Source organism: Leisingera sp. SA32 (assembly GCF_056033425.1).
The window spans coordinates 307886-332519 of the sequence record NZ_JBVYHB010000004.1 but is presented as its reverse complement, the minus strand read 5'-3'; the positions used below and the strand labels follow the sequence as shown (position 1 = coordinate 332519).

At 64.0% G+C, this 24634-nt stretch carries 22 protein-coding genes; 11 read left to right on the top strand and 11 right to left on the bottom strand.

From position 1 onward, the window contains the following. Positions 1–91: 91 nt before the first annotated feature. Positions 92–1660: a glutamine-hydrolyzing GMP synthase gene (guaA, locus tag AC0IPL_RS08865; RefSeq protein WP_474273701.1), complete on the bottom strand. Its 1569-nt coding sequence runs from the start codon at positions 1658–1660 to the stop codon at positions 92–94. 91 nt (positions 1661–1751) lie between these two features. Beyond that, positions 1752–2639 (bottom strand): aldo/keto reductase, encoded by an 888-nt coding sequence (locus tag AC0IPL_RS08860; protein WP_474273698.1) that lies wholly within the window; start codon positions 2637–2639, stop codon positions 1752–1754. A gap of 244 nt (positions 2640–2883) precedes the next feature. On the opposite strand from AC0IPL_RS08860, the gene AC0IPL_RS08855 reads away from it, so the two are divergent. Then, a complete protein-coding gene (locus tag AC0IPL_RS08855; protein ID WP_474273696.1) occupies positions 2884–4428 on the top strand; it encodes a trimethylamine methyltransferase family protein in 1545 nt (514 codons plus the stop codon). Here AC0IPL_RS08855 and AC0IPL_RS08850 read toward each other — a convergent pair. Further along, the gene (locus AC0IPL_RS08850) at positions 4421–4810 is read right to left on the bottom strand and encodes a DUF6477 family protein (protein WP_474273694.1); all 390 of its coding nucleotides are present in this window, start codon (positions 4808–4810) and stop codon (positions 4421–4423) included. The genes AC0IPL_RS08855 and AC0IPL_RS08850 overlap by 8 nt on opposite strands. A 230-nt stretch (positions 4811–5040) precedes the next feature. Here AC0IPL_RS08850 and AC0IPL_RS08845 point away from each other — a divergent pair, with 230 nt between their 5' ends. Next, positions 5041–6126: a DUF6456 domain-containing protein gene (locus AC0IPL_RS08845; protein WP_474273692.1), complete on the top strand. Its 1086-nt coding sequence runs from the start codon at positions 5041–5043 to the stop codon at positions 6124–6126. Between the two features lie 80 nt (positions 6127–6206). On the opposite strand, the gene AC0IPL_RS08840 is transcribed toward AC0IPL_RS08845, so the two are convergent. Then, entirely contained in the window at positions 6207–6755 is a 549-nt protein-coding gene (locus AC0IPL_RS08840) for a redoxin family protein (protein ID WP_474273690.1), read from the bottom strand. Between the two features lie 236 nt (positions 6756–6991). On the opposite strand from AC0IPL_RS08840, the gene lipA reads away from it, so the two are divergent. Both lipA and AC0IPL_RS08830 read left to right on the top strand, forming a co-directional pair. Then, the gene (gene lipA / locus AC0IPL_RS08835; RefSeq protein WP_474273688.1) at positions 6992–7942 is read left to right on the top strand and encodes a lipoyl synthase; all 951 of its coding nucleotides are present in this window, start codon (positions 6992–6994) and stop codon (positions 7940–7942) included. Further along, positions 7939–9081 (top strand): amidohydrolase, encoded by a 1143-nt coding sequence (locus tag AC0IPL_RS08830; RefSeq protein WP_474273686.1) that lies wholly within the window; start codon positions 7939–7941, stop codon positions 9079–9081. The genes lipA and AC0IPL_RS08830 overlap by 4 nt, the downstream gene beginning before the upstream one ends. A gap of 50 nt (positions 9082–9131) precedes the next feature. Here the strand turns inward: AC0IPL_RS08830 and hpt are convergent, their stop codons facing one another. Continuing rightward, the gene (hpt, locus tag AC0IPL_RS08825; protein ID WP_474273684.1) at positions 9132–9677 is read right to left on the bottom strand and encodes a hypoxanthine phosphoribosyltransferase; all 546 of its coding nucleotides are present in this window, start codon (positions 9675–9677) and stop codon (positions 9132–9134) included. Between the two features lie 75 nt (positions 9678–9752). Here hpt and AC0IPL_RS08820 point away from each other — a divergent pair, with 75 nt between their 5' ends. Further along, complete coding sequence (locus AC0IPL_RS08820) at positions 9753–10205, top strand: type II toxin-antitoxin system RatA family toxin (RefSeq protein WP_474273682.1); 453 nt, start codon at positions 9753–9755, stop codon at positions 10203–10205. A 67-nt stretch (positions 10206–10272) separates the two neighbouring features. Here the strand turns inward: AC0IPL_RS08820 and AC0IPL_RS08815 are convergent, their stop codons facing one another. From AC0IPL_RS08815 to AC0IPL_RS08805, 3 genes are read right to left on the bottom strand one after another with little or no spacing between them, the layout of a single operon-like run. Beyond that, a complete protein-coding gene (locus AC0IPL_RS08815) occupies positions 10273–10734 on the bottom strand; it encodes a CinA family protein (protein WP_474273680.1) in 462 nt (153 codons plus the stop codon). 8 nt (positions 10735–10742) lie between these two features. Next, complete coding sequence (locus tag AC0IPL_RS08810) at positions 10743–11240, bottom strand: phosphatidylglycerophosphatase A family protein (protein WP_474273678.1); 498 nt, start codon at positions 11238–11240, stop codon at positions 10743–10745. Further along, entirely contained in the window at positions 11237–12373 is a 1137-nt protein-coding gene (locus tag AC0IPL_RS08805) for a bifunctional 2-C-methyl-D-erythritol 4-phosphate cytidylyltransferase/2-C-methyl-D-erythritol 2,4-cyclodiphosphate synthase (protein ID WP_474273676.1), read from the bottom strand. The genes AC0IPL_RS08810 and AC0IPL_RS08805 overlap by 4 nt, the downstream gene beginning before the upstream one ends. A 184-nt stretch (positions 12374–12557) precedes the next feature. On the opposite strand from AC0IPL_RS08805, the gene dusB reads away from it, so the two are divergent. From dusB to ntrX, 5 genes are all read left to right on the top strand, one after another. Continuing rightward, positions 12558–13544, top strand: a complete 987-nt coding sequence (dusB, locus tag AC0IPL_RS08800) for a tRNA dihydrouridine synthase DusB (protein ID WP_474273674.1) — start codon at positions 12558–12560, stop codon at positions 13542–13544. Continuing rightward, entirely contained in the window at positions 13541–14620 is a 1080-nt protein-coding gene (locus AC0IPL_RS08795; protein WP_474273672.1) for a two-component system sensor histidine kinase NtrB, read from the top strand. The genes dusB and AC0IPL_RS08795 overlap by 4 nt, the downstream gene beginning before the upstream one ends. A 3-nt stretch (positions 14621–14623) precedes the next feature. Further along, positions 14624–15991 carry a response regulator gene (locus AC0IPL_RS08790; protein ID WP_474273669.1) on the top strand — a complete coding sequence of 456 codons (1368 nt, stop codon included), beginning with the start codon at positions 14624–14626 and terminating at the stop codon, positions 15989–15991. 100 nt (positions 15992–16091) lie between these two features. Next, complete coding sequence (locus tag AC0IPL_RS08785) at positions 16092–18371, top strand: sensor histidine kinase NtrY-like (protein ID WP_474273667.1); 2280 nt, start codon at positions 16092–16094, stop codon at positions 18369–18371. Next, positions 18368–19777 carry a nitrogen assimilation response regulator NtrX gene (gene ntrX / locus AC0IPL_RS08780; protein WP_474273665.1) on the top strand — a complete coding sequence of 470 codons (1410 nt, stop codon included), beginning with the start codon at positions 18368–18370 and terminating at the stop codon, positions 19775–19777. Before AC0IPL_RS08785 ends, ntrX begins: the two co-directional genes overlap by 4 nt. Positions 19778–19829: 52 nt before the next feature. Here ntrX and AC0IPL_RS08775 read toward each other — a convergent pair whose 3' ends face one another. From AC0IPL_RS08775 to AC0IPL_RS08765, 3 genes are all read right to left on the bottom strand, one after another. Further along, the gene (locus AC0IPL_RS08775; protein WP_474273663.1) at positions 19830–22175 is read right to left on the bottom strand and encodes a caspase family protein; all 2346 of its coding nucleotides are present in this window, start codon (positions 22173–22175) and stop codon (positions 19830–19832) included. 14 nt (positions 22176–22189) lie between these two features. After that, a complete protein-coding gene (locus tag AC0IPL_RS08770; protein ID WP_474273660.1) occupies positions 22190–22534 on the bottom strand; it encodes a hypothetical protein in 345 nt (114 codons plus the stop codon). A gap of 135 nt (positions 22535–22669) precedes the next feature. Next, positions 22670–23143, bottom strand: coding sequence for a hypothetical protein (locus AC0IPL_RS08765; RefSeq protein ID WP_474273658.1), 474 nt, complete (start codon positions 23141–23143; stop codon positions 22670–22672). Between the two features lie 113 nt (positions 23144–23256). Between AC0IPL_RS08765 and trkA the strand changes: the two genes are divergently transcribed. Further along, positions 23257–24633, top strand: a complete 1377-nt coding sequence (trkA, locus tag AC0IPL_RS08760; protein ID WP_474273656.1) for a Trk system potassium transporter TrkA — start codon at positions 23257–23259, stop codon at positions 24631–24633. Position 24634 lies beyond the last annotated feature (1 nt).

Sequence of the window (24634 nt, the reverse complement as noted above, 5' to 3'; positions counted from 1 at the left end):
TGGGGAAATATCTCAAGAACACCTGTCGGATTGGTTAACCATGGCCCAAAAAAAATGCCCCGGCCGTTGGGCCGGGGCAGTGGTGTCGGGGTTACTCCCACTCGATCGTACCCGGAGGCTTGGAAGTGATGTCGTAGGTGCAGCGGTTGATGCCCTTCACCTCGTTGATGATCCGGGTGGCGGTCTCGCCCAGGAAGTCATGGCTGAAGGGATAATAGTCCGCCGTCATGCCATCGACAGAGGTGACTGCGCGCAGCGCGCAGGCGTAATCATAGGTACGTCCGTCGCCCATCACGCCCACGGTGCGGACCGGCAGGATTGCGACGAAGGCCTGCCAGATCTCGTCATAAAGGCCATGACGGCGGATCTGGTCGATATAGATGGCATCTGCTTCGCGCAGGATCTCCAGCTTTTCGCGGGTGATCTCGCCGGGGCAGCGGATCGCCAGACCGGGTCCGGGAAAGGGGTGGCGGCCGATGAAACTGTCGGGCAGGCCAAGCTCGCGGCCTAAGGCACGGACCTCGTCCTTGAACAGCTCGCGCAGCGGCTCCACCAGTTTCAGGCCCATCTTTTCGGGCAGGCCACCCACATTGTGGTGCGACTTGATGGTGACAGACGGCCCGCCGGAGAAGGAGACCGATTCAATCACATCCGGATACAGCGTACCCTGCGCCAGGAATTCGGCGCCTTCAATGGTGTCGGCGTGCTTCTGGAACACATCGATGAACAGCTTGCCGATGATCTTGCGCTTGGTCTCGGGGTCGGAGATACCCTCCAACTCGCCCAGGAACAGGTCACTCTCATCGGCGTGGATCAGCTTGATGTTGTAATTGTCGCGGAACATCGCGACGACTTCTTCCGCCTCGTTCTTGCGCAACAGCCCGTGGTCGACAAAGACGCAGGTCAGCTGATCGCCGATCGCCTCGTGGATCAGCACCGCCGCAACAGAGCTGTCGACACCGCCCGACAGGCCGCAGATCACCTGCTTGTCGCCGACTTGTTCCCTGATCTTCTCGATCATCTGCTCGCGGTAGGCGCCCATGGTCCAGTCGCCGGCAAAGCCCGCCAGTTTGACAAAGTTCTCATACAGCTTGGCGCCATTGGGGGTGTGATGCACCTCCGGGTGGAACTGAACGGCGTAGAAATTGCGGCTGACATCCGCGGTAATGGCATAGGGCGCGTTGGGCGAGGTGCCGTAGACCTCGAAACCGGGCGCGATCTGGCTGACATGATCGCCATGGCTCATCCAGACCTGCTCGCGGTCGCCGTCATTGGCGAACCAGCCATCCAGCAGGGGCGGGCGTTCAGTGGTGGGGGTGACAAAGGCGCGACCGAATTCGGCGGTGCCGTGGCCGCTAACCACCTCGCCGCCCAGCTGGTGCATCATCACCTGCTGGCCATAGCAGATGCCCAGGATCGGCACGCCAAGATCAAAGATCTCCTGCGGCGCGCGGGGGGATCCCACGCGGGTCACGCTGTCTGGCCCGCCCGAGAAGATCACCGCCTTGGGCGCCATTTCGCGCACGAAGTCGATGGTAACATTCTGATAGGGGTGGATTTCGCAATAGACGTTCAGCTCGCGCAGGCGGCGCGCAATCAGCTGCGTGACCTGGCTGCCAAAGTCGATGATGAGTAGGCGGTCATGGGATGTCTCTGTCATGTGCGGCCAATACGCCGAAGCCGTTGCTGTGACAAGAGCCTTTGGCCGGACGGGCGGCAAAATTGCAGGCGCCCCCCGCCCGCAGCGGATGTCAGGGCACTGGTTGGCCGCTGGCAAGGGTGTAGAGCTCGAACCAGTCCTCGCGACTGAGCTTGACAGAGAGCGCATCGCCCAACGTGGGAATGCGCTCCAGGCTGTTGGTGCCCATCACCGGCAGGATGCGCGCCGGATGCGCGAGCAGGAAGGCGACGGCGATGGCGGCGCGGTCGACGCGGGCGGCCGCGGCCAGGTCGTCCATCCGGGCGGTCAACGGAGTGCTGTCGCGCATCAGGGTGCCACCGCCGAGCGGGGACCAGGCCATCGCGGGCAGTTTGCGCTGTTGCAGCGCGGTCAGGGTGCCGTCGGTGAAGGGGGAAAGCGCCACAAGGCTCAGTTCGATCTGGTTGGTGACCAGCGGCTGCGACATCGCCGATTGCAACAGCTCCAGATCCCAAGGCCGGAAGTTCGACACGCCGGCGGCCAGGATCTTGCCCTCGGCCACAAGATCATCCAGCGCGCGACCGGTTTCTTCGTGGTCCATTAAGGGGTCGGGACGGTGGACAAGCAGCAGGTCGAGGTAATCGGTGCCGAAGTCGCGCAGGCTCTGTTCGACAGCGCTGAAGATGTGCGCGCGGCTGGTGTTGTAATGTTTGACCGGGGTGTCGTAGCGCTCTGACGGCGCGACGATGCCGCATTTGCTGACGATCTCCACCTTCTGGCGCAGGGCAGGTTCGGCCTTGAGAGCTGCGCCCATGATCGCCTCGGCTGTATAGCCGCCGTAGATGTCGGCCTGGTCCAGCGTGGTGATACCTTGATCCAGGCAGGCGCGGATCTTGGCGGCAATATGCGCGGCCGAGGTGTCCGTGTCATTTGCAACCCGCCACAGGCCATAGGCGATACGGCTGAAAGACAGCTCTTCTGTCAGCGAAATCCGGTCCATAAGTGATCCTTCTCGGCCAGGGCGGGACTGCATATCGGTTCAAAATCGTTTGCCAGACTTCCGAAGCCAAAGGCAAGCACACCGGAGCAGCAATCCGGCTCTTCGACAGGCCAAGCCCCCCGCAGGCGGACGAAATGCGCCAACCATGTCGCTTTTCAACTTGAAAGGCCGCAAATCTGCGGCGCTGACCTGCTGGCGGACTATAATACCCTTGGCAATGAAATGCCTGTGGTGAGGATAAACCATGACAGAAGCAGCACCGCGCCGTCGCGCCCGGGGCGGCGGCGGCGCCGCCCGCCGTGCCGAACGCACCAGCGTCAAGATCGAGACCGCCAAATACATCGAGCGCAATATTCCGAACTTCGAGGTTCTGAATGCCGAGGCGCTGGAAATCATCGAACACAACGCCGACACCCTCCTCGAAGAGGTTGGCGTCAATTTCGTGGACAACCCGGTGGCGCTGGAGCGTTGGCGTGCGGCAGGTGCCGATGTGCAGGGCGAGCGGGTGCGCATCCCCCGCGGTCTGGCGCGCAAATTGTGCGAAACCGCCCCCGCGGAATTCACCCAGCATGCCCGCAACCCGGATAAATCGGTGGTTATCGGCGGCCGCAACCTGGTTCTGGCGCCGGTCTACGGCCCGCCCTTCGTGCGGGACCGCAATGGCGGCCGTCGCTATGCCACGATGGACGATTTCAACAAGTTCGTGAAGCTCGCCTACATGTCGAAATGGCTGCACCACTCGGGCGGCACGGTCTGCGAGCCTACCGACATCCCGGTGAACAAGCGCCACCTGGATATGCTGATGGCGCATATGACGCTCAGCGACAAACCCTTCATGGGCTCTGTCACCGAACCCAGCCGGGCGCAGGATTCTGTCGACATGGCGGGCATCCTGTTTGGTCAGGATTTCGTGCAGAACAACACGGTGATGACCTCGCTCACCAACATCAACTCGCCGATGACCTTTGACGACGTGATGATGGGCTCGCTGGAAGTCTATGCCAAGAATATGCAGGCCTGCATCATCTCGCCCTTTATCGTCGGCGGCGCCATGGCGCCGGTGTCGGTGGCGGGCACGCTGACGCAGGTGCTGGCCGAGGTGCTGGCCGGCATCGCCTACAGCCAGCTGTGCCGGGCTGGGGCACCCGCAATCTTTGGCGCCTTTGTGTCCTCGATCGACATGAACTCCGGCGCGCCGACCTTTGGCACGCCGGAGGCCTCGCTGGTTACCTATGGCGCTGGCCAGCTGGCGCGCCGACTGGGCGTGCCGTTTCGCTCGGCCGGGTCGTTCTGCGGCTCCAAACTGCCCGATGCGCAGGCAGCCTATGAGACCGCAAACTCGCTCAACATGGGGCTGTTGTCGGGCGTGAACTTCATGCTGCACGCCTGCGGCTGGCTCGAGGGCGGCCTGGTGGCCGACTTCGAGAAGTTCGTGATGGACGCCGACCAGCTGGGCGCGCTGCACGGTTTGGCCAAGGGCGTGATGGTAGACGAAAACCACCAGGCCATGGACGCCATCCGCGAGGTCGGCCCCGGAGGCCATTACCTGGGCTGCGCCCACACCCAGGCCAACTTCAAAACCGCCTTCTGGAAGTCCGACTTGTTGGACTACAAACCCTTTGAACAATGGGAAGAAGAGGGCGCCCGCGACACCTGGGCCTTGGCCTCCAACCGGGTCGAACACCTGCTGAACACCTATCAGCAGCCGGCCCTGGATCCGGCGATCAAACTGGCGCTGGACGAATATGTCGCCAAGAAAAAAGCCTCGATGCCGGACGCCTTCATGTAACGGCTCCGAAGGGTGGTATCGGTCCGGGTCTGCTGGCGGGCACGGATGGGGAGTGGCGGTCCATGGCGGCCGCCGTTTCTGTCTGTCCGCCGGCGCCACGTGGCGGACTGCGCAGGCAGGCCGCTTCCCCCACCAGCGCGATCAGCACGTCCACGTGCCGGATCATCGAATACCCCGGATCGTCGGCCTTTCGGGCGTTGTTCAGCTCTTGTTCCAGCTCCAGCAGCCGCAGCGCCGCGGCGGCCGGTTTGGGGACATGGCCATGGCCCAGGATCCGCCGCAGGTCGCGCTGCCTGCAATAGTTCTGCGCCCCCAGTCGGGCCGCACGCGCCAGAATACGCGGGCGGTGGAGCAATCTCATCCGGCTGAATACGTCCTGCATTCCCGTCTCCTTTCCTCTCTTGGTGCAGACCCTGCATAGCACAACCTTAGGTGGTGTTGCGCAAGGCGCGGTATCGGCGAACGGTACGTTTCCCGAAGATTATGTTTTGTTTGGAAACATGGCCGCCTGATCCGCTTTATTGTTGAATGCCAGCCGGGTGTTGTTTGCACAGGCAGATGCGGCCGCAGACGGCCTGTGCTGCGGCGTTCGCTGACGACCGGGGTTGAGACATGCACAACATTTTGCAGGCACCCTTGCCAGGCTGGGTGCCCCCAGAGGCAAGCCGTTATCTCCAGCATACAGAGGCCGGCCGGTCCATCCGCCAGCTTGCCCGCAAGGTAGGCTGCCACCCCTCGACCATTCTGCGTCAGGTTCGGCGGGTGGAGGCCTTGCGCGACGACCCGCTGATCGATGAGGTGCTGACGCATCTTGCCAGCTGTTATCACAAGGACGATGCGCAAGCGCAGGCGGCTGCGCGAAGGAATCACGGTGCCGCGACCAGCCCGCCCCGCGGCCTGATGTCCGGCTTCGAACGTGAGGCAATTGGCGTGCTGACGCTGCTGAGCCGCGGTGGCGCGGTTCTGGCGGTGGCCGAGGGCATGGAGATGGCGGTTGTGGTGCGTGAAGGCGCCGAGACGGACCGTCAGAAAGTGGCGGTGTCGCGACCGCTGGCGGGCGCGCTGGCCCTGACCGGCTGGATCAACTGCAGCCGCCAGGGACGGATCAGCCGCTATGCGATCACCGCCGCTGGGCGCACGGCGCTGAACCGGATCATCGCCGATCAGGAAAACCGGGCCCGGGCCCGGCTGGAAGGTGGTTTTGCCGAAGCGCAGGAGGCTTTTCTTGCCCCCGCCGGGGAGGCGGCCAGCCAGGGGCGCAGGTCGCGCTATGGGGGCGCGGAGACCCCTCTGGAAATGCTTGCGCGCCTATCCGACCGCAACGGCCAGCCGTTTCTGACGCCTGCCATGGTCAGCGCGGGAAAGCGTCTGCGCGAAGATTTCGAACTCGCCCAGATCAGCAGTCACCTGAACGACGCGCAGCTCAACTTCAGCGCCGATAGCCAGCTGCTGTGCTCCGGCAGTCACGAGGCCGGAGCCGCCGCCCGCGCCCGCATGACCCGCGCGGTCAAGGCGCTGGGCATGGGGTTGAGCGATATCGCCCTGAGGTGCTGTTGCCAGTTGGAGGGGCTGGAGGCCGCGGAACGCAGCCTTGGCTGGCCGGCGCGCTCGGCCAAGGTGGTGCTGCGCATCGCCCTGCAGCATCTGGCGGAACACTATGGCGAAGGCACTGCCTCTGCGGATGAGATGATCGGCTGACCCCGGCACGGTCGGCAGACAAGAAAACGGGCCCGCCATTGGCGGACCCGTTTCGATCATGCCGAAAAATCGGCCGGGGTTCAGGCGGGAACTGCCGCCTTGGCCGCTTGCAGGTGCTTCAGCACGTTTTCCGGTGCGGATTCGCCATAGGGGTCTGCGCCGTGGTTGTCGCACAGGCCCGGCTCTTCGAACCAGGCTTCGACAACGCCATCGTTGACGATGGCGGCATAGCGCCAGGAGCGCGCGCCAAAGCCCAGGTTGTCCTTGGCGACCAGCATGCCGATGCGGCGGGTGAACTCGCCGGAACCGTCGGGGATCACCTGCACGTTTTCCAGCTTCTGGTCACGGGCCCAGGCGTTCATCACGAAGGCGTCGTTCACGGACATGCAGTAGATCGCGTCGATGCCTTCCGTCTTGAAGTCGGCAAAGCCTTTTTCAAAACCCGGCAGCTGGTAGGTGGAGCATGTCGGGGTGAAGGCGCCGGGCAGCGAAAAAAGCACAACGCGCTTGCCGGCGAAATAGTCGGCGGTGGTCTTGTCTTCCCAGCGGAACGGGTTCGGTCCTTCGATGGACTCGTCGCGAACGCGGGTGCGGAAGGTCACGTCGGGCAGCTTAACGCCAGCTTTCATATCGGAATGCTCCTGCAATTGGATGTGGATGTTCGTTCGGCGCGAAGGCTTAAAATGATTCTAAGCGGGTATCAACATGCGGCGTTGCAGCAACTCGCCGATTGCCGATGGTTGGGGTCCCGGGCGGGCCTCCAGCCATGTCTGCGGCGCAATGCCGGGTTGACGATATGCCCGTGCCAAGCGACATCAGCTGTGTTAAACCCGCAAGAAAGCCAGAGGCCGGAAGGGAAACCCACGTGCGAGACCTAAAGATCCCGGAGCAGCGCCACCCCGAAAAGGCGCATCGTCCCGATAACGCTCAGCCAAAGAAGCCAAGCTGGATCCGGGTCAAGGCGCCGGGCGGCAAGGGCTATGCTGAAACGCACAAGATCATGCGGGACAACAACCTGACCACCGTGTGCGAGGAAGCGGGCTGCCCCAATGTCGGCGAATGCTGGAGCCAGGGCCACGCCACCATGATGATCATGGGCGAGATCTGCACCCGCGGCTGCACCTTCTGCAACATTGCCACCGGCAAACCCGACACGCTGGATGCGTTTGAGCCGGGCCGGGTGGCCCATGCGGTGCAGAAGCTTGGGCTGAACCATGTGGTCATCACATCCGTCGACCGCGACGATCTGGAGGACGGCGGCGCCGACCACTTTGCCCAGACCATCCGCGCCGTGCGGCACCGTTCGCCCGGCACCACCATCGAAATCCTGACGCCCGATTTCATCAAATGCGACGACAGCGCGCTGGAGGTTGTGGCCGAGGCGAAGCCTGACGTATTCAATCACAATCTGGAAACCGTGCCCGGTCTCTATCCTGAGGTCCGTCCCGGCGCGCGCTATTTCCATTCGCTGCGGCTGTTGCAGCGGGTCAAGGAGCTCGATCCCTCGATTTTCACCAAGTCCGGTATCATGGTGGGTCTGGGCGAGGATGCGCAGGCAGTGAAACAGGTCATGGACGACATGCGCGCGGCGGATGTCGATTTCCTGACCATCGGCCAGTACCTGCAACCGACGCCGAAACACCACGCGGTGGATCGCTTTGTCACGCCCGAGGAATTCAAGACCTATGAGAAAGCCGCCTATGGCAAAGGGTTCCTGATGGTCTCTGCCACGCCGTTGACGCGCTCGTCCTACCATGCGGGTGATGATTTTGCGCAGCTTCGCGCGGCCCGAAACAAGAAACTGGGCCTTGCATGACGCCTGAGCGTCTGGCGCAGCTGACGCGGCTGCGCCACGCCCTGCATCAGATCCCCGAGGTGTCCGGCGCCGAAGAGCAGACCGCTGCCATGGTGATGGACTTCCTGCGCGGCTATGACCCTGATCAGCTGCTGACCGGCCTTGGCGGCCACGGGGTTGCGGCGGTTTTTGACGGCGCGACGGACGGGCCGACGGTGCTGTTTCGCTGCGAACTTGACGGGTTGCCGATCCGGGAGCTGTCCGATCGGCCCTATCGCTCGCGCCATGACGGGCGCGGCCACTTGTGTGGGCACGACGGCCACATGACCATGGTGGCGGCGCTGGCGCAGGACCTGGCTGCGCAGCGCCCGGCGCGGGGGCGGGTGGTGCTGTTGTTCCAACCGGCCGAGGAAACCGGCAAGGGGGCGGCGGCTGTCATCGCCGATCCTGCCTTTGCTGCAATTGCCCCTGACTATGCTTTTGCGCTGCACAACCTGCCGGGACTGCCGGTGGGTCAGGTGGCGCTGTGTTCCGGCCCGTCCAATTGTGCGTCGCGCGGGATGCGCATCCGGCTGACAGGTAAAACCTCGCATGCTGCTGCACCGCAGGACGGGCTGTCGCCGGCCGCGGCGATGACGCAGCTGATGCCGGGGGTGGTGGCCCTGGGGCAGGGCGATGATCTGGACGGGGAGTATGCGCTGGTCACCTTGACCCACGCGCGGCTGGGAGACGCCACATTTGGCATCGCTCCCGGCGAGGGCGAGATCTGGGTCACCCTGCGCACCGTGACCGATGCGCGCATGGAAAAGCTGGTCGCGCAAGCGACTGCGTTGTTGCACCAAGTCTGCGCCGCTCAGGGGCTGGCATATGATGTGACCTTTGACGACGTGTTCGCCGCCTGCGCCAATCACCCGGACGCGGCGCAGATCGTGGAAGCCGCCTGCGCCGCCGCGGGCCATGCGGCCCGGGTCTATGCAGGGCCGCAACGCTGGTCAGAGGATTTCGGCCAGTTCGCCCGCCAGGCCAAAACCGCGATGTTCTGGCTCGGTGCCGGCGTGGGGATGCCACAGCTGCACAACCCGGACTACGATTTCCCCGATGCGGCGATTCCGGTTGGCACGGTGATCTTCCAGCAGATCCTGCGCGACCTGCTGGGATAAACGGCCTCGTGCGCAGGCGGGGCGGCTGCCGCCCCGCGGCTGGGCGTGGATCAGCCCGCGTCGGTAAAGCGCACCTTGCCGATATGGGGCAGGTTGCGGTTGCGCTGGGCGTAGTCGATTCCATAGCCCACGACAAATTCGTCCGGGATTTCAAACCCCACCCAATCGGAGCGGAAGTCCACCTCGCGCCGCGAGGGTTTGTCCAGCAGCGCGATGGACTTCAGCCGCGCGGGGTTGCGGCTGCGCAGCAGATGAGTGACGTGGTTCAGCGTGTGGCCGGTGTCCACGATGTCTTCGACTACCAGCACGTCGCGTCCTTCGATGGCTCCGCGCAAGTCCTTCAGAATACGCACTTCCCGGCTGCTTTCCATGGCGTCCCCGTAAGAGGAAGCCTCCAGGAAATCGACCTCGATCGGCAGGTCGAGTTCGCGCACGAGGTCGGCGATGAATACGAAACTGCCGCGCAGGAGACCGACCACGACCAGCTTGTCGGTATCCTTAAATTCACGGTGGATCTCACCGCAAAGTTCCTCGATCCGGGCCGCAATGGCCTTGGCCGAGATCATCACATCAATGACATATGGACGCTGTGACATGGCTGCCCCCTTGAAATTCCCGCGCGTTCATATGACATGACGCGCCACGATCATAGCAGGAAATTTGACACAGACATGCCCAGCCACTCGGAAACCCGCCCGCTGCCCTATACTGCCCAGCAGATGTACGATCTGGTGGCGGATGTGGCGCAGTATCCGAAATTCCTGCCGTGGTGCTCCGCCGCCCGCATCCGCAGCCGCACCCCGTTGGGAGAGGCCGAGGTGATGGAGGCGGATCTGGTCATTTCTTTCAAGGTGTTTCGCGAACGCTTTGGCAGCCGGGTGACACTGTACCCGGAGCAGCACAAGATCGACACGGAATATGTGGACGGGCCGTTTCGTTACATGAAATCGCACTGGCAGTTCACCCCGCGGGACGATGGCGGTTGCGACGTGTCTTTCTTTGTTGATTTTGAGTTCAAGAACGCGGTGCTTCAGGGCATCATTGGCGTGGTGTTCAACGAGGCGATGCAGCGTATCGTACGCGCTTTTGAACGCCGGGCGTCGGAGCTATACGGGGCGCGGTGAGGCGTCTGCGTCTGCCGGAACGCACTTGCGACCTGCGTCTGGCCGTTTTCGAAACCTCGCGGCCCGTTCAGGGCAAAGCGTCGCGCAGCAGTTGCAAGGCGTGATCGCATGCGGCGGCGCGCACGTTGGCCCGGCCCAATGCGCCAAACTCGACGGTCTCGGTCCGGGTGGTTTGTCCCCCTGCCGCCAACCCAAAACAGACCCTGCCTTCGGGCTTGAAGTCCGACCCGCCCGGTCCGGCAATTCCGGTGACAGAGACGGCCAGCCCAACCCCCGAGCTGGAACGCGCCCCATCGGCCATCTCGGCCGCCACCGCTTCGCTGACAGCGCCATGGGCCGTCAGGGTGGCGGCGCGGACCCCGAGCATCTGCATCTTGGCGGCGTTGGAATAGGTGACAAAGCCCCGGTCCAACACCGCGGAAGAGCCCGGCACTTCGGTGAGAGCCGCGGCGATCATGCCGCCGGTGCAGCTCTCGGCGGTGGCGATGGTGATGCCTGCGGCTTTGGCCCGCGCGATCAGGTCAGGCATATCAACGCTCACAGACCCAGCACCCCGTGTGAAAGCGCTGCCAGCAACGCCACGCCGATGGCCGCCATGACACCGGCGATGACGTCATCCATCATCACCCCGAACGGCCCTTCCTTGCGATCGGCCCAGCCGACCGGGCCGGGTTTCCAGATGTCGAACAGGCGAAACAGCAGAAATGCGGCAATCCAGCCGGGCCAAAGCGCGGACACCGGCAGACCGTGCAGCCAGGCAGGCAACGAGACGGCCCAGAGCGCAATCCATTGGCCTGCGACCTCATCCACCACGATCTCTGACGGGTCGTGGTTGTCGCGTCCTGCAGTCATCTGCGCGGTTGCCCAGATCCCGACGGCAATGCAGGCCAGCGTTGCCAGCATCAGCAGCGGAAAGCCGCCGAGCTGATGCAGCCCGTAGGCCAGCGGCAGCGACGCCAGTGCGCCCCAGGTGCCGGGGGCGGGCCGCATATAGCCGATGCCGCAGACGGTGCCGATCAACTGCGCCATGGTCATGGTTTCACCAACGCGGCGGTTGCCAGTGCGGCAATCCCCTCGCCGCGACCGGTGAAACCCAGCCGTTCCGAGGTGGTTGCCTTGACCGACACGCGGCTGACCTCGATGCCCAAGATCTCGGCCATGACCGCCTGCATCCGCGGGGCGTGGGGGCCGACCTTGGGGTATTCGCAGACCAGGGTGCAGTCGACGTTGGAGATGTCATACCCCATCTCGCGCGCCAGACCGACGGCGTGGCGCAGGAAAATGTCGCTGGCCGCGCCTTTCCACTGCGGGTCTGAGGGCGGGAAGTGCCGCCCGATGTCCCCCTGCGCCAGCGCGCCATAGATTGCATCGGTCACCGCGTGCATGCCGACATCTGCGTCGGAATGGCCCTGTAGCGTTCTGTCATGCGGGATTTCCACCCCGCAGAGGATGACGCTGTCGCCGGGCCCGAACCTGTGCACGTCGTAGCCATTGCCAAGCCTAATATCCATTGCAGTCCCCAGAATGCGTTCCGCCCGTTGAAAGTCCTCGGGGTGGGTGATTTTGATATTGTCCGGCTCACCTGGAATGATGCGGACGTCAAGCCCCGCGGCGCGGGCGACCTCGACATCATCTGCGGCGTCGCCGGGATGGCTGCGATGCGCGGCAAGGATCGCGTCATAGCGGAATCCCTGCGGCGTTTGCGCGGCATAAAGCCCGCTGCGGTCGCGGGTGCCTGTGACGGTGCCGTTCGCCCCGGTCCACAGGGCGTCGCTGACCGGCAGCGCCGGCGCGGCCGCATCCGCGCCCTCCAGCGCATCGACAACATTGCGGATCAGCGCAACCGAAGTGCAGGGGCGGGCGGCGTCATGGATCAGCACCTTGGTGATGTTATACTGCGCCAAGGCGTCCAGCCCGCGTTGCACCGAAGCGGCGCGGGTGTCGCCGCCGGTGGCCAGCACCAGACCCGGTTTGCCGGAAAACTCTGCCCAGGCCGCGTGATCATCCGCCGATAGCACCAATGCAATCCGTTCTACATCCGCTTTTTCAAAGGATTGCAATGTCCAGTCGATCACCCGCTTCCCGTTCAGCGGGCGCCATTGCTTGGGCAACCCGCCGCCTGCGCGGGTGCCTCGGCCAGCGGCGACGATCAGGGCGGCTGTGGTCATGCAAAACCTCATGCGGGAAAGACTTGCTTTGTTTATGAGGTGGCGCGGGCTTAGGCAATCACCCGAACAGAGCTGATTAAAAATTAGGCAAGTGACGCTTTGTCGGGCCTTGCGGAGGGCGATTTCATTGCTGCATAGCAGGGGCTTCGGGTAGAAACAGCTCAACTGCACAAGGATTAGGCAATTGTCCTTCACCCTCGGAACCACCGCCATGACCCCGCCCATCGCGCTCGCGCCGATGGCTGGAATCACCGACCGCCCGTTTCGGGATCTGGTGCGCTCCTTTGGGGTGGGGTTGATGGTCAGCGAAATGGTGGCAAGCCAAGAAATGGTTCAGGCCAAACCGGGCGTGCGCGAACGCGCGGAGCTGAGCGCGGACGTCGAGAATACCGCGGTGCAGTTGGCGGGCCGTGACGAATATTGGATTGCCGAAGCCGCTCGCCAGGTCGCCGGGCAGGGCGCGCGGATCATCGACATCAACATGGGCTGCCCGGCCAAGAAGGTGACCAATGGCTATTCCGGTTCAGCCCTGCTGAAAACGCCGGATCACGCGCTGCGACTGATTGAGGCGGTAGTGGACGCCGTCGAGGTGCCGGTGACGCTGAAGACCCGGCTCGGCTGGGACGACAACTGCCTGAACGCACCGGATGTAGCGCGCAGCGCCGCCGATGCGGGTGTGCAAATGGTGACGATCCACGGCCGCACGCGGTGCCAGTTCTACAAGGGCTCTGCCGATTGGGCCGCGATCCGCGCGGTTAAGGAAGCGGTGCCGGTGCCGCTGCTGGCCAATGGCGACATTGTCGATACGGGGACTGCACGGCGGGCGCTGGATCTGTCCGGCGCGGATGGCGTGATGATCGGACGCGGCGCCGAAGGCCGTCCCTGGCTGCTGGCGCAAGTGGCGCATGACCTATGGGGCAGCCCCGCACCGAACGTGCCGCAGGGCGCGGCATTTGTGCAAATGGTGTCAGATCATTACGAGGCAATGTTAACCTTCTATGGCGTCGATCTGGGGCTGCGCGTTGGGCGCAAGCACTTGGGGTGGTACATGGATCATGCAGGCACCGACGCGGCGATGCGGCGCCGGGTTCTGACCGAAAAATCACCGGCGGAGGTGCTGGCCCTGTTGCCGGACGCCTTGATGCCCACCACGGCGGAGGTGGCCGCATGAGCGACAGTTCCGCGCTTTGGGCCTCCTTGCCGGTGCCCGCCTTTCTGATCGATGCCTGGGACAGGATAGTCGATGTAAATGGCGCCGCCGAGGGGTTCCTCAACACCTCGCGCCGGGCGCTGCTGGGGCAGCCGGTCTGGGAGACGCTGGCGATTGATGCGCCGATCGAAAGCGCCTTTGCCCGCGCCAGGGTGCAGGGTACGCCGCTGTTCGTGAACGACATCGACGTCGGTTCCGGCAGCCGCGCGCCGCTGCAATGCGGGGTGCAGGTGTCGCCCTTGCAGGGGCAGGACGGCACCATGCTGATGATGGTCACCCCGCGTGAGCTGGCCGGGCGGATGACGCAGAACCATTCCTCGAAATCCGCCGCCGCATCGGCCATTGGCATGGCCGAGATGCTGGCCCATGAAATCAAGAACCCGCTGGCGGGGATCACCGGCGCCGCACAGCTTCTGAGCATGAACCTGCCGGCCGAGGATCTGGAGCTGACCGAACTGATCGTCAGTGAGAGCCGCCGCATCGTCAAGCTGCTGGACCAGGTGGAGCAGTTCGGCAACCTGTCGCCGCCAGATTTCAAACCGGTCAACCTGCACGACGTTCTGGACCGCGCGCGCCGCTCTGCCTTGCTGGGGTTTGGAGCCCATATGACCATCACCGAAGAGTATGACCCGTCGTTGCCCATGGCCTGGGGGGATACGGATCAGCTGTTGCAGGTGGTTTTGAATCTATTGAAGAACGCCTCTGAAGCTGCTGATAAAAAAGGAGGATGTATCCACATTCGCACCTATTACGAACATTCCTTCCGGCTGCGGCGCAGCGATGGAACCGGCAAGTTGCTGCCCTTGCAGGTCGAGATCTGCGATGATGGGCCAGGCCTGCCGGACAAGATCAAGGATGACATTTTCGACCCCTTCGTGTCGGGGCGCGAGAATGGCACCGGGCTGGGTCTTGCCTTGGTGAGCAAGATCGTCTCGGAGCACAATGGCTGGATCTCGGTAAGCTCGGTTCCCGGGCGCACGGTGTTCCGGCTGTCGCTGTCGCGCGTTCCGCGTGACACAGAACTTCAGGAGAGCTGATCCATGGACGGCACCGTACTGGTCGCAGATGACGACCGCACCATTCGCACCGTTTTGACCCAGGCGCTGACCCGCGCGGGCTGCAAGGTGCATGCAACCTCGTCGCTCACCACGCTGATGCGCTGGGTCGGCGAGGGCAAGGGCGACGTGGTGATCTCGGATGTGATGATGCCCGACGGCAACGGGTTGGAGATGCTGCCCAAAATCCAGGCCGATCGCCCCGGCTTGCCGGTGATCGTGATCTCGGCACAAAACACCATCATGACCGCGATCAAGGCAGAGGAGGCTGAGGCCTATGATTACCTGCCCAAGCCCTTTGACCTGCCGGAGCTGATGAAACGCACCTCCAAGGCGCTGTCCTCCAAGCGGATTGCCCAGACCCCCAGTCGGGATGACCCGCAGGAGCGACCGGAAGATTTGCCGCTGATCGGCCGCAGTGAGGTGATGCAGACGCTGTACCGGCTGATTGCGCGGGTGATGAACACCGATCTGCCGCTGCTGGTGACCGGAGAAAGCGGTACCGGCAAGTCGTTGATTGCGCGGGCCATTCACGATTTCTCAGACCGTCGAACGTTGCCGTTTGTGCATGTGGATGCGGCCACGCTGAGCGAGCTGGAAGGCCCGGCGCGGCTGCTGGCACAGGCCAAGGGTGGCATGCTGGTCATTGATGAACTCGCTGACCTGCCGGAGGAGGCTCAGGCGCGGCTGGTGCGGATGATGGATGCGCCGGGCGATCACGCGCCGCGGTTCCTGGCCTCCAGCCAGCGCGATCTGGGGGCCGCCATGGACGCGGGTGCGCTGCGACAGGATCTGTATTATCGTATTTGCGGCACCGCGCTGCATGTGCCGGCCCTGCGGGAGCGGGTCGAGGACATTCCGCTGCTGGCGGAGCATTTCCTGACGCGGGCCGAAAACGAGGGTGCGCCGCACCGGGTGATGAGCGAGCCCGCGCGCGAAGCGTTGCGCCATTTCGGCTGGCCGGGCAATGTGCGGCAGTTGGAAAACACCGTGCGTCGGCTGGCGCTGACCGCGCGGGGCGAGGAAATCACAGAGGCTGACGTGGACGCGGTGCTGGGGCCGCACGCGGGGCCGGAGCCAACTAGCAGCGGACTGGCCAATGAAAAACTGTCAGAGGCGGTGGGACGGCATCTGCAACGCTATTTCGACCTGCACGGCGACATGCTGCCGCCGCCGGGACTGTACATGCGGCTGCTGCGGGAGGTGGAGACACCGCTGATTGAAATCGCCCTCTCGGCGACCGGGGGCAACCAGGCAAAATGCGCCGATTTGCTGGGGATCAACCGCAATACCCTGCGTAAGAAGATCACCGATCTGGATATTGAGGTGACACGCCGCCGCAAACTGATGTAATATCGCCACAGAAATGTGGCCTTGCGGTAAATTTCCTCGGCAGGGCCACGACATATGGCGGTGACTCGCAAAGAGTCACACATCGGGATGAGGGCAGTCAGTGACGCATAAGTCACATCTGAGGGCGGCATACGGGCCCTTCGCGGCGGTGGACCGCTGGCGCAGAACGCGCCGTGCGCGCAACATCGGCACCATCGGACTGGTCCTGCTGGGACCGGTTCTGGCGCTGGTGACGTTTCTCGTTATCGGCCCGCTGGGGCAGGGGGCGTCGTCGCGGTCGCTGCGGCTGATCCTGCTGGCGGATCTCGTCTATATCCTGACCATTGCGGCACTGGTGATGGCGCAGATCGTGCGGCTGTTTGCTGCGCGGCGTTCGAAATCGGCGGGCTCGCGGCTGCATCTGCGGCTGATCGGCGCCTTCGGGTTTCTGGCGCTGATCCCCACGGTGATTGTGGCGGTGTTTGCGGTGCTGACGGTGAACGTCGGGCTGGAGGGCTGGTTTTCGCAGCGGGTGCGACAGGTGATCGGCAGTTCGCTGGCGGCGGCAGAGGCCTATCAGCGCCAGGAGAAGGACGACCTGACCGAAGACGCCCGCGCGCTGGCGCGCTATCTCGACAACAGCCGCGCGCGTAGCTTTTTCATAAATGACGCGGAGCTGCGACAGGTGCTGTCGCAGGGGCAGTTGCAGATCCAGCGCGGCCTGCGTGAAGCCTATATCGTCGACAGCGCCGGGTTGATCCGCGCCCGCGGCGAACGCTCTTATGAGTTCGATTTTGAGAAACCCGACAGCAGTCAGATCGAGACCGTGCGTGAGAACGGTCTGCTGCTGATCGAGGATTGGGCCAATAACGAATTTCGCGCCCTGGTGCGATTGAACGCCTTTGTCGACCGCTTCTTGTATATCAGCCGCGACGTTGATGGAGAGTTGCTGAACCTGCTGGATGACACGCAGGAAACGGCGCATCTCTATCAACAGCTGGAAAGCGAGCGCGGTCGGGTGCTGTTTGAGTTTGCGCTGCTGTACATCGGTTTTGCGGTGATCCTGATTCTTGCGGCGATGTGGCTGGGCATGTGGTTCGCGGAACGGCTGTCGCGTCCGGTCGGGCGGCTGACGGTGGCGGCACAGCGGGTCGGTGCGGGCAATCTGGACGTCAAGGTGCCGGTGGACGACGGCGGCGACGAGATCGCGCAACTGGGCCAGTACTTCAATCAGATGACCCACGAGTTGAAGGCGCAACATGGGCGGCTGCTGGAGAACACGCGCCAGATTGAACGACGTCGGCGGCTGTTCGATTCCGTGCTGTCTTCGGTGACCTCCGGCGTTGTCGGGCTCGACGCTGAGGGGCGAGTGACGTTTGTGAACCGCTCGGCGGAACGGTTGCTGGACTGGCAGGAGACCCAGCAATCTTTGGCGCTGGCGGTGTCGGTCCCCGAGTTCGGGCCGTTGTTTTCCGAACTGCTCGAGACGGGCGCCGATGTGGTCCAGGAGGAAATCAAGGTAACCCGCCAAGGTCGGCTGGAGAACCTGCTGGTGCGGATGTCGCCGCGCCTGTCCGAAGAGGGCGGGCTGGAAGGTTATGTGGTTGCCTTTGACGACGTGACCGACCTGGTCAGTGCGCAGCGCATGGCGGCCTGGGGCGACGTGGCGCGGCGCATTGCGCATGAGATCAAGAACCCGCTGACCCCGATCCAGCTGAGCGCCGAGCGCATCAAACGCAAGTTCGCTCCCAAGCTGGGCGAGGAAAACAGCGATCAATTGCAAGCGATGACCGATGTGATCGTGCGTCAAACCAATGACCTGCGCCGCATCGTGGATGAATTCTCCAAGTTTGCCCGCATGCCGGAACCGGAGCGGCGTGAGGTGGACCTGGTCCGGCTGGTGCGCGATGCGGTGATGTTGCAGCAGCAGGGCCAGCCTGGCGTGAAGATCCAGGCCGAGCTGCCCGAGGCGGCGATGCCTGCGGATCTGGACGCCACCATGATTGGCCAGGCTTTGACCAATCTCATCAAGAATGCAGGCGAAGCGATCGAGAGCCTGCAGAACAAGAACCCGCCGCCTGGGCTGGAACCGGAAATCCGGATCCGCGCAGAGAAGGCGGGCAACGCCTATGAAATTCGCATTGCCGACAATGGCATCGGCTTGCCGGAGGACCGGGCGCGACTGTTCGAACCCTATGTGACCACCCGCGATGCGGGCACCGGGCTGGGGCTGCCGATCGTCAAGAAGATCATCGAGGAACACGGGGGCGTGCTGACGCTGGAAGATGCCCCGGTGTTTGAAGGACAGGCGCATGTCGGGGCGATGGCGGTGATCCGCCTTCCCGCCGCAGCCAAGACGGCAGCGCCGAACAAGAATACAGTGAAAGCAGGTCTGACATGAGTGACATTCTGATTGTAGACGACGAGCGCGACATCCGTGAGCTGATCTCGGACATTCTGGAGGATGAGGGCTTTGCCACCCGCAAGGCCGGCTCCTCAGACGAATGTTTGGCGCGTCTGGAAGAGGCTCAGCCCGCTCTGATGATCCTGGATATCTGGCTGAAGGACAGCGAGATGGACGGGATCGACATCCTGAAGATGGTGAAACGGGACAACCCTGAAATCCCAGTGGTCATCATCTCGGGCCATGGCAACGTGGAAATTGCGGTCGCCGCGATCAAGCAGGGGGCGTATGACTTTATCGAAAAGCCCTTCAACATCGACCAGCTGATGGTGGTGATCCGCCGTGCCATGGAAACCGCCCGGCTGCGACGCGAGAACACCGACCTCAAGCGCCGCGACAGCGGCCCGGAGGAGATGATCGGCACCTCTGCCGCTTATCGCACCTTGATCGGGCAGCTGGAGAAGGTGACCAAGTCCAATGGCCGGGTGATGCTGACCGGGCCTGCGGGCAGTGGCAAGGAAATCGCCGCGCGGTATATCCACGCCAATTCGGCCCGCGCCTCGGCGCCTTTTGTGACGGTGAACTGCGCCAGCATTGAACCGGACCGTATGGAAGAGGTGCTCTTTGGCCGTGAATCCGCTGAACGGGGGGTGGAGCCGGGGCTGCTGGAGCAGGCCCATGGCGGCGTTGTGTTCTTTGACGAGGTTGCCGACATGCCGCTGGGCACCCAGTCCAAGATCCTGCGGGTGCTGGTGGACCAGCAGTTCCAGCGGGTCGGCGGCAGCGACAAGATTCGCGTGGATCTGCGGGTGATCTCTGCCACCAACAAGACCCTGGAAGCGGAGATCGCCGCCGGCACCTTTCGTCAGGAGCTGTACCACCGGTTGAACGTGGTCCCGGTGGAGGTGCCCTCCCTGGCGGACCGGCGCGAGGATATTCCGCTGCTGGCCAATCACTTCATCGCCCAGTTCAACGAGGCGCAGGGTCTGCCGCTGCGGGAGCTGACCGACGAGGCCGTGGCGCTGATGCAGACGATGTTGTGGCCCGGGAACGTGCGGCAGCTGAAAAACCTGGTTGAGCGGGTACTGATCCTGGGCGACGGCAGCGGCCCGATCGAGGCCAAGGATCTGCCGCGCGAAGAAGAAAAGCCGCAGGAGGATGGCCGTGTGGTGCTGTCCGGCGCGCTGGCGACGCTGCCGCTGCGCGAAGCGCGCGAGGCGTTTGAGCGCGAGTACCTGCTGACTCAGATCAACCGCTTTGGCGGCAATATCAGCCGCACCGCGTCGTTTGTCGGCATGGAGCGTTCAGCGCTGCACCGCAAGCTGAAGTCGTTGGGGGTGGTGACCTCCAACAAGGCCGGCGCGCGGGTCGCGCATGTGGAGGAAGAGGAAGAACAGGCCTGAGCTTCCCAGCGCCAGCGCCAGCGGCGGCGCAGGCTCGCCATCTGGACCGCGATCAGAACAGATCCTGCCGGATCGGGTTCAGTGCAAAATGGATCTGGCCGGCCAGGTGCAGCCGGTCGATTGCGGTGGTGGGCAGGGGTTGGGTCAGGCCTGCACGGCTGGCCCAGTCGGCCAGCTGCCTGCGCGAGGCAGGACCGAACTGGCCATCAACGGTGATATCCGCACCCAGCTGCTGAAGGATGTACTGGATCCCTGCCGAGATGTCGGTTTCCGGCAGGGTGCCAAGCAACTGGCGGGCGGCCTCGGCCGCTTCGGCGTGGTTTAGCGCCATTGCCTTGCCCGCCCGCGCCGTTGCCGCATGGGAAGGCATGCGTTCCGACAATTGGTTTAGCGCCAGCCAGGCACCATTGGCACCGCCCCAGGCATCCCCGCGCGCCAGTCCCATGTCGTACCACTCCAGCGCCTCGGCGGCATCACTGCCGGGCAGGTCTCCGTTCATGATCATCCGGCCGATTTCAGCCGGTGCGTGGGGATGGCCGAGCTGCGCGGCCTCGGCAAACAGCGCGCGCGCCTGCTCCTTGTCCACTGGCAGGCCCGCACCGCCGTCGCGGTGCACATAGCCCAGATTGGCGGTGCCATAGATGTCACCGCGCCCGGCTGAGGCCTGCAAATAGGTCAGTCCGCGCTGCGGCTGCTGACCCAGCGGATCCTTGCTCCACAGGAAGAACACCCCCAGTTCATTCATCGAATACGTATGGCCCAACTCCACCGCGCGGCTGAGCAGGTCGAACCCGCGTTGTTTTTCCGCCTCGCTGCTGCCTTCGCGCAGCAGTCGCTTGCCGCGGGCATGCATCGAGAAGGGATCGCCCGCTTCGATGCCCTTGTCCCACAGCGTCATGGCTTTGCGGCTGTTCAACGGAATTGGCACGGCAGTGCGGTCTATGTTGGGAGTTTCATGCAGATATGCCAGCGCGTTGTAGGCGCGCACATGGCCAAGGTCCGCCGCGCTTTCAAAGGCGTCATACGCCTCGGTCAGGCGGCCCTGTCCTTGCAGGGCGCGGCCCAGTTGGTAGTGCAGCCGCCCGATGTCAGGCGCAGCCTGTACCGCCTCGCGGCAGGCGGTTTCGGCGGCGCGCAGATCAATCTCATTGGGGTAGCGGTAGAGGCCAACGCCTTGTAAATCCAGGAGATCCCCGGCTTCCAGGTCACATTGTCGGGCGATCATCTCCAGCTTCACGGTCACGTCGCGTGTGGTGCCTGCCTGGGCCAGCCGCAGCACCATCTGGTCGCGGCGCAACTGGCCACCATCCTTGCGGGCGGGGCGTTCGCTGAGCCGCGGTGCATAGCTGAGGCTGAGTGTGCCACCGTCGTCGGCATCCAGTGACGTCACCCCCTCGCCGGGGGGATCGACGATGGACACCGTGGTGCTGGCATCGACGTAGGGTTGCAGCTCTGGCGCCAGTTGCAGGGCCCGGCCCAGCGGCATCTGCACGGACAGTTCCGCAGGCAGCTGTTCCAGGCTGGTGGTGCGGGCCTGTGGCTGGGCCGTCGCGACCTGCAATCCGCGGGTCTGCGGCCGCAGATAGATCTTCTGCATCAGGGTGGAGCTTTCCCACGGCACCTGCGTGTTGCCGGTGCTGCTGTAGACGTCGCCGCGGATCGCTGCCAGCACTGTCAGCGCGTCCTCTTCGGGGCGGTCGGGAAAATGGCGCACCACAGAGGCGGTATAGGGGCTGTTGCGGCCCGGCTCTCCGTCCAGTGCGGTGGCGCCGGGCGAGGTGGAGAAGGCAACCAACGTGTTCAGCGGCGGGCGGAACACGTCAAACCCCTCGCGTGCCTCGAACAGTTCGGTGCCCAGCTCCGCGTTCAGCCGCGCGTCGGGCACCGGGTTGTCGCGGCAGGAATCCAGCATCAGGATCTGGCTGCCCGCCTTGCCGCCCAGGATGGCGGACACCTGGTCGAGGGTGACCGATTGAAAGGGCAGGTCATGGATGCCCGACAGCTGCGCGTCACGGGTCAGCAGGTAATTGCGCCGCCCCAGCTGGATACCGTGGCCGGCGTAATAGAAGAACACCTGGCTGCCGTCCCGGATGTTCAGCGCAGCCTCCCGCAGCAGTGTTTCGAAGCCACGTTTGTCGAGATCGTATCCTTCGTGGACGGTATAGCCAAAGCTGCGCAGCATCGCGGCAATCGCTTCGGCGTCCTTGCGCGTGTTGGTCAGATCGGTGACGTGGTCGTAGTCTTGGATTCCCACCACGATGGCGGTCTGCGGAGCAGCGCCCCGTTCGCTGGTTTCATAAGCGGCCGCAGCCGGGCCAGGGGTCAGAGGGGGCAGAAACGCTGCCGCGCAGAGCAACAGGCCTGCAAGCAAAGGACGGGCGGGAAGGGACAGGCGCATGGCGGTAGCCGGGGTTAACCCCAGCCTCCTCCGCCGCCACCACCACTGCCGCCACCACCACCGCCGCCGCCTCCGCCGCCACCGCCGCTGCCACCACCACTACCGCCGCCACTGTCGCCCCCGCCGCTGCCACCACCACTACCGCCGCCACTGTCGCCCCCGCCGCCACTGCGGCTTTCACCGCCGGATGGGGGAGGGGTGCTGACCGGAACTGTCGGCACGGCAGGGGTTGCGCGCTGGGTGGTTGCGGCCGGAGCGGGCGCGGGCGCGGCGGGGGTGTCGTAATACGCGGGTTCGGGGAAACAGGCCGCGGTCAAGGCCGCCATCGGCAGGGCAGCAAACAGGGGGTGGATCCGCATGGGGCACCTTTCTATCCAAAGAATACTCATCAGCAACACGAGCCATGAATCCTGCTCTCGGGAGCAGGCCACACAGTCATGACCTAGCCCGGATGGCCCGCGCAGCAAGAGCTGCGCCCCATCGGCGAATATGGTTTAGCTTCGGTCGCGGATGCTGACGGTGCCATCGCGGTTGCGCACGGCGCAGGAGTTTCCGTCGAGCGGCCCCAGCACCGCCGACGGGGCTCCTTCTGACACTGTGCTCTGGCCGGTACAGCGTTTCAGCTCGATCTGCTGATAGCCTTTGGCGGCCATGCAGGATTTGGCAAGTCGCTGGCGCAGCGGCCGGTTGGTATCCACGGTGTAGATGCCGCCATCGGCCCAGTAACCGGGTCGGTAATAGCAGTGGCCGCCGGTGCAATAGCGATGTCCGGGGTAGAAGACCGCCGGGCGCTGGCGGATCTCATTGGCCACTGGCGCGTCCTTCAGGGCGCTGGCCTCGCACGCCAAGGTGTCGGCCTCAAGACGGGAGACCGCGGCGCCGGGTTTGTAATAGACAGGCAGCGGCCCGCAGGCGCTGGTCAACAGCAGAGCGGCGCTGCCGAGGGCGCGGCGAAATGAAGGTGTCATGTCATCAGGATGGGCGCAAGCGGAGGATTTTACAATTAATTTGACCGTGAAAGCGGCATCTGTCATGCACGGTGCGCGAAACTCTGCCCCTCATTCCGTCAAGGAACACGTACATGAAGGTCATTATCTGTGGTGCGGGCCAGGTTGGCTGGCAGATTGCCCGGCACCTGTCCGGCGAGCACAATGATGTCACGGTCGTCGACAGCAACCCGGATCTGGTGCGGCGGGCCACTGACACGCTGGACGTGCAGGGGATCCATGGTTTTGCCTCCTACCCAGATGTGCTGGACCGCGCCGGGGCGCGCGACGCGGATATGATCATCGCCGCCACCCATTCGGACGAGGTCAACATGGTGACCTGCCAGGTGGCGCATTCGGTGTTCAAGATCCAGCGCAAGATTGCCCGGTTGCGGGCCAAGAGCTATCTCACGGCGATCTATTCCGATCTGTATCAGCGCGAACATCTGCCGATCGATGTGGTGATCAGCCCCGAACGCGAGGTGGCTGCGGCGGCGATGCAGCGGCTGTCGGCTCCGGCCGCCTTTGACACCGAGACCTTCATGGGCGGCATGGCGCAGCTGCTGGGAATCCGGATCGACGAAAGCTGCCCGGTGGTGAACACCCCGTTGCGGCAGCTGACCGACCTGTTCTCCACCCTGCGCGCGATTGTCGTGGGGGTGCGCCGGGATGGCACGCTGTTTGCGCCGGAACCGGGTGATCAGCTGTTCGTTGGTGACAGCTGCTATGTGTTCTGCCACGCCGATGACGTGTCCCGCACAATCGAGGTTTTCGGCAAACACGAGAAGCGACAGGACCGTGTGGTCGTGGTCGGCGGCGGCAATGTAGGGCTGGAGGTCGCCAAGGCACTGGAAGGCAGCACCACGCGCATCCGCGCCAAGGTGATCGAACGCGACCGGCGCTGTGCCGAACGTGCCGCCGAAGAGCTGGAACGCACCATCGTGCTGAATGGCGACGGACTGGACCGGGCGCTGATGATCGAGGCAGGCATCGACAAGGCCGACGCGATGCTGGCGGTGACCGACGACGACAAGACCAACATGCTGGCAGCGGTGCGCGCCAAGGCCGAAGGCTGCCCGCTGGCGATTGCGCTGATCAACGATCCCACGCTGGTGCCGTTGCTGCCGCATCTTGGTATCGACGCCTACATCAACCCGCGTTCAACCACCGTAAGCTCGATCCTGCGCCACATCCGATATGGTCGGGTGCGGCAGGTCTACTCTCTTGGCGATGCCGAGGCAGAGATGATCGAGGCCGAGGTTCTGTCGACCTCGCCCATTGCGGGGCAGATGATCCGCGAGACCGATTTCCCCGAGGGCGTGCTGGTGGGCGGCGTGCTGAAGAATGGCGAGATGCTGCGCCCCTCTGGCAAGATGCGAATCGAGGAGGGGGATGTGATCGCCCTGTTTGCGATGGCGGATGACGTGCCGGAGGTCGAGCGCCTGTTGCAGGTCTCGATCGACTATTTCTAGA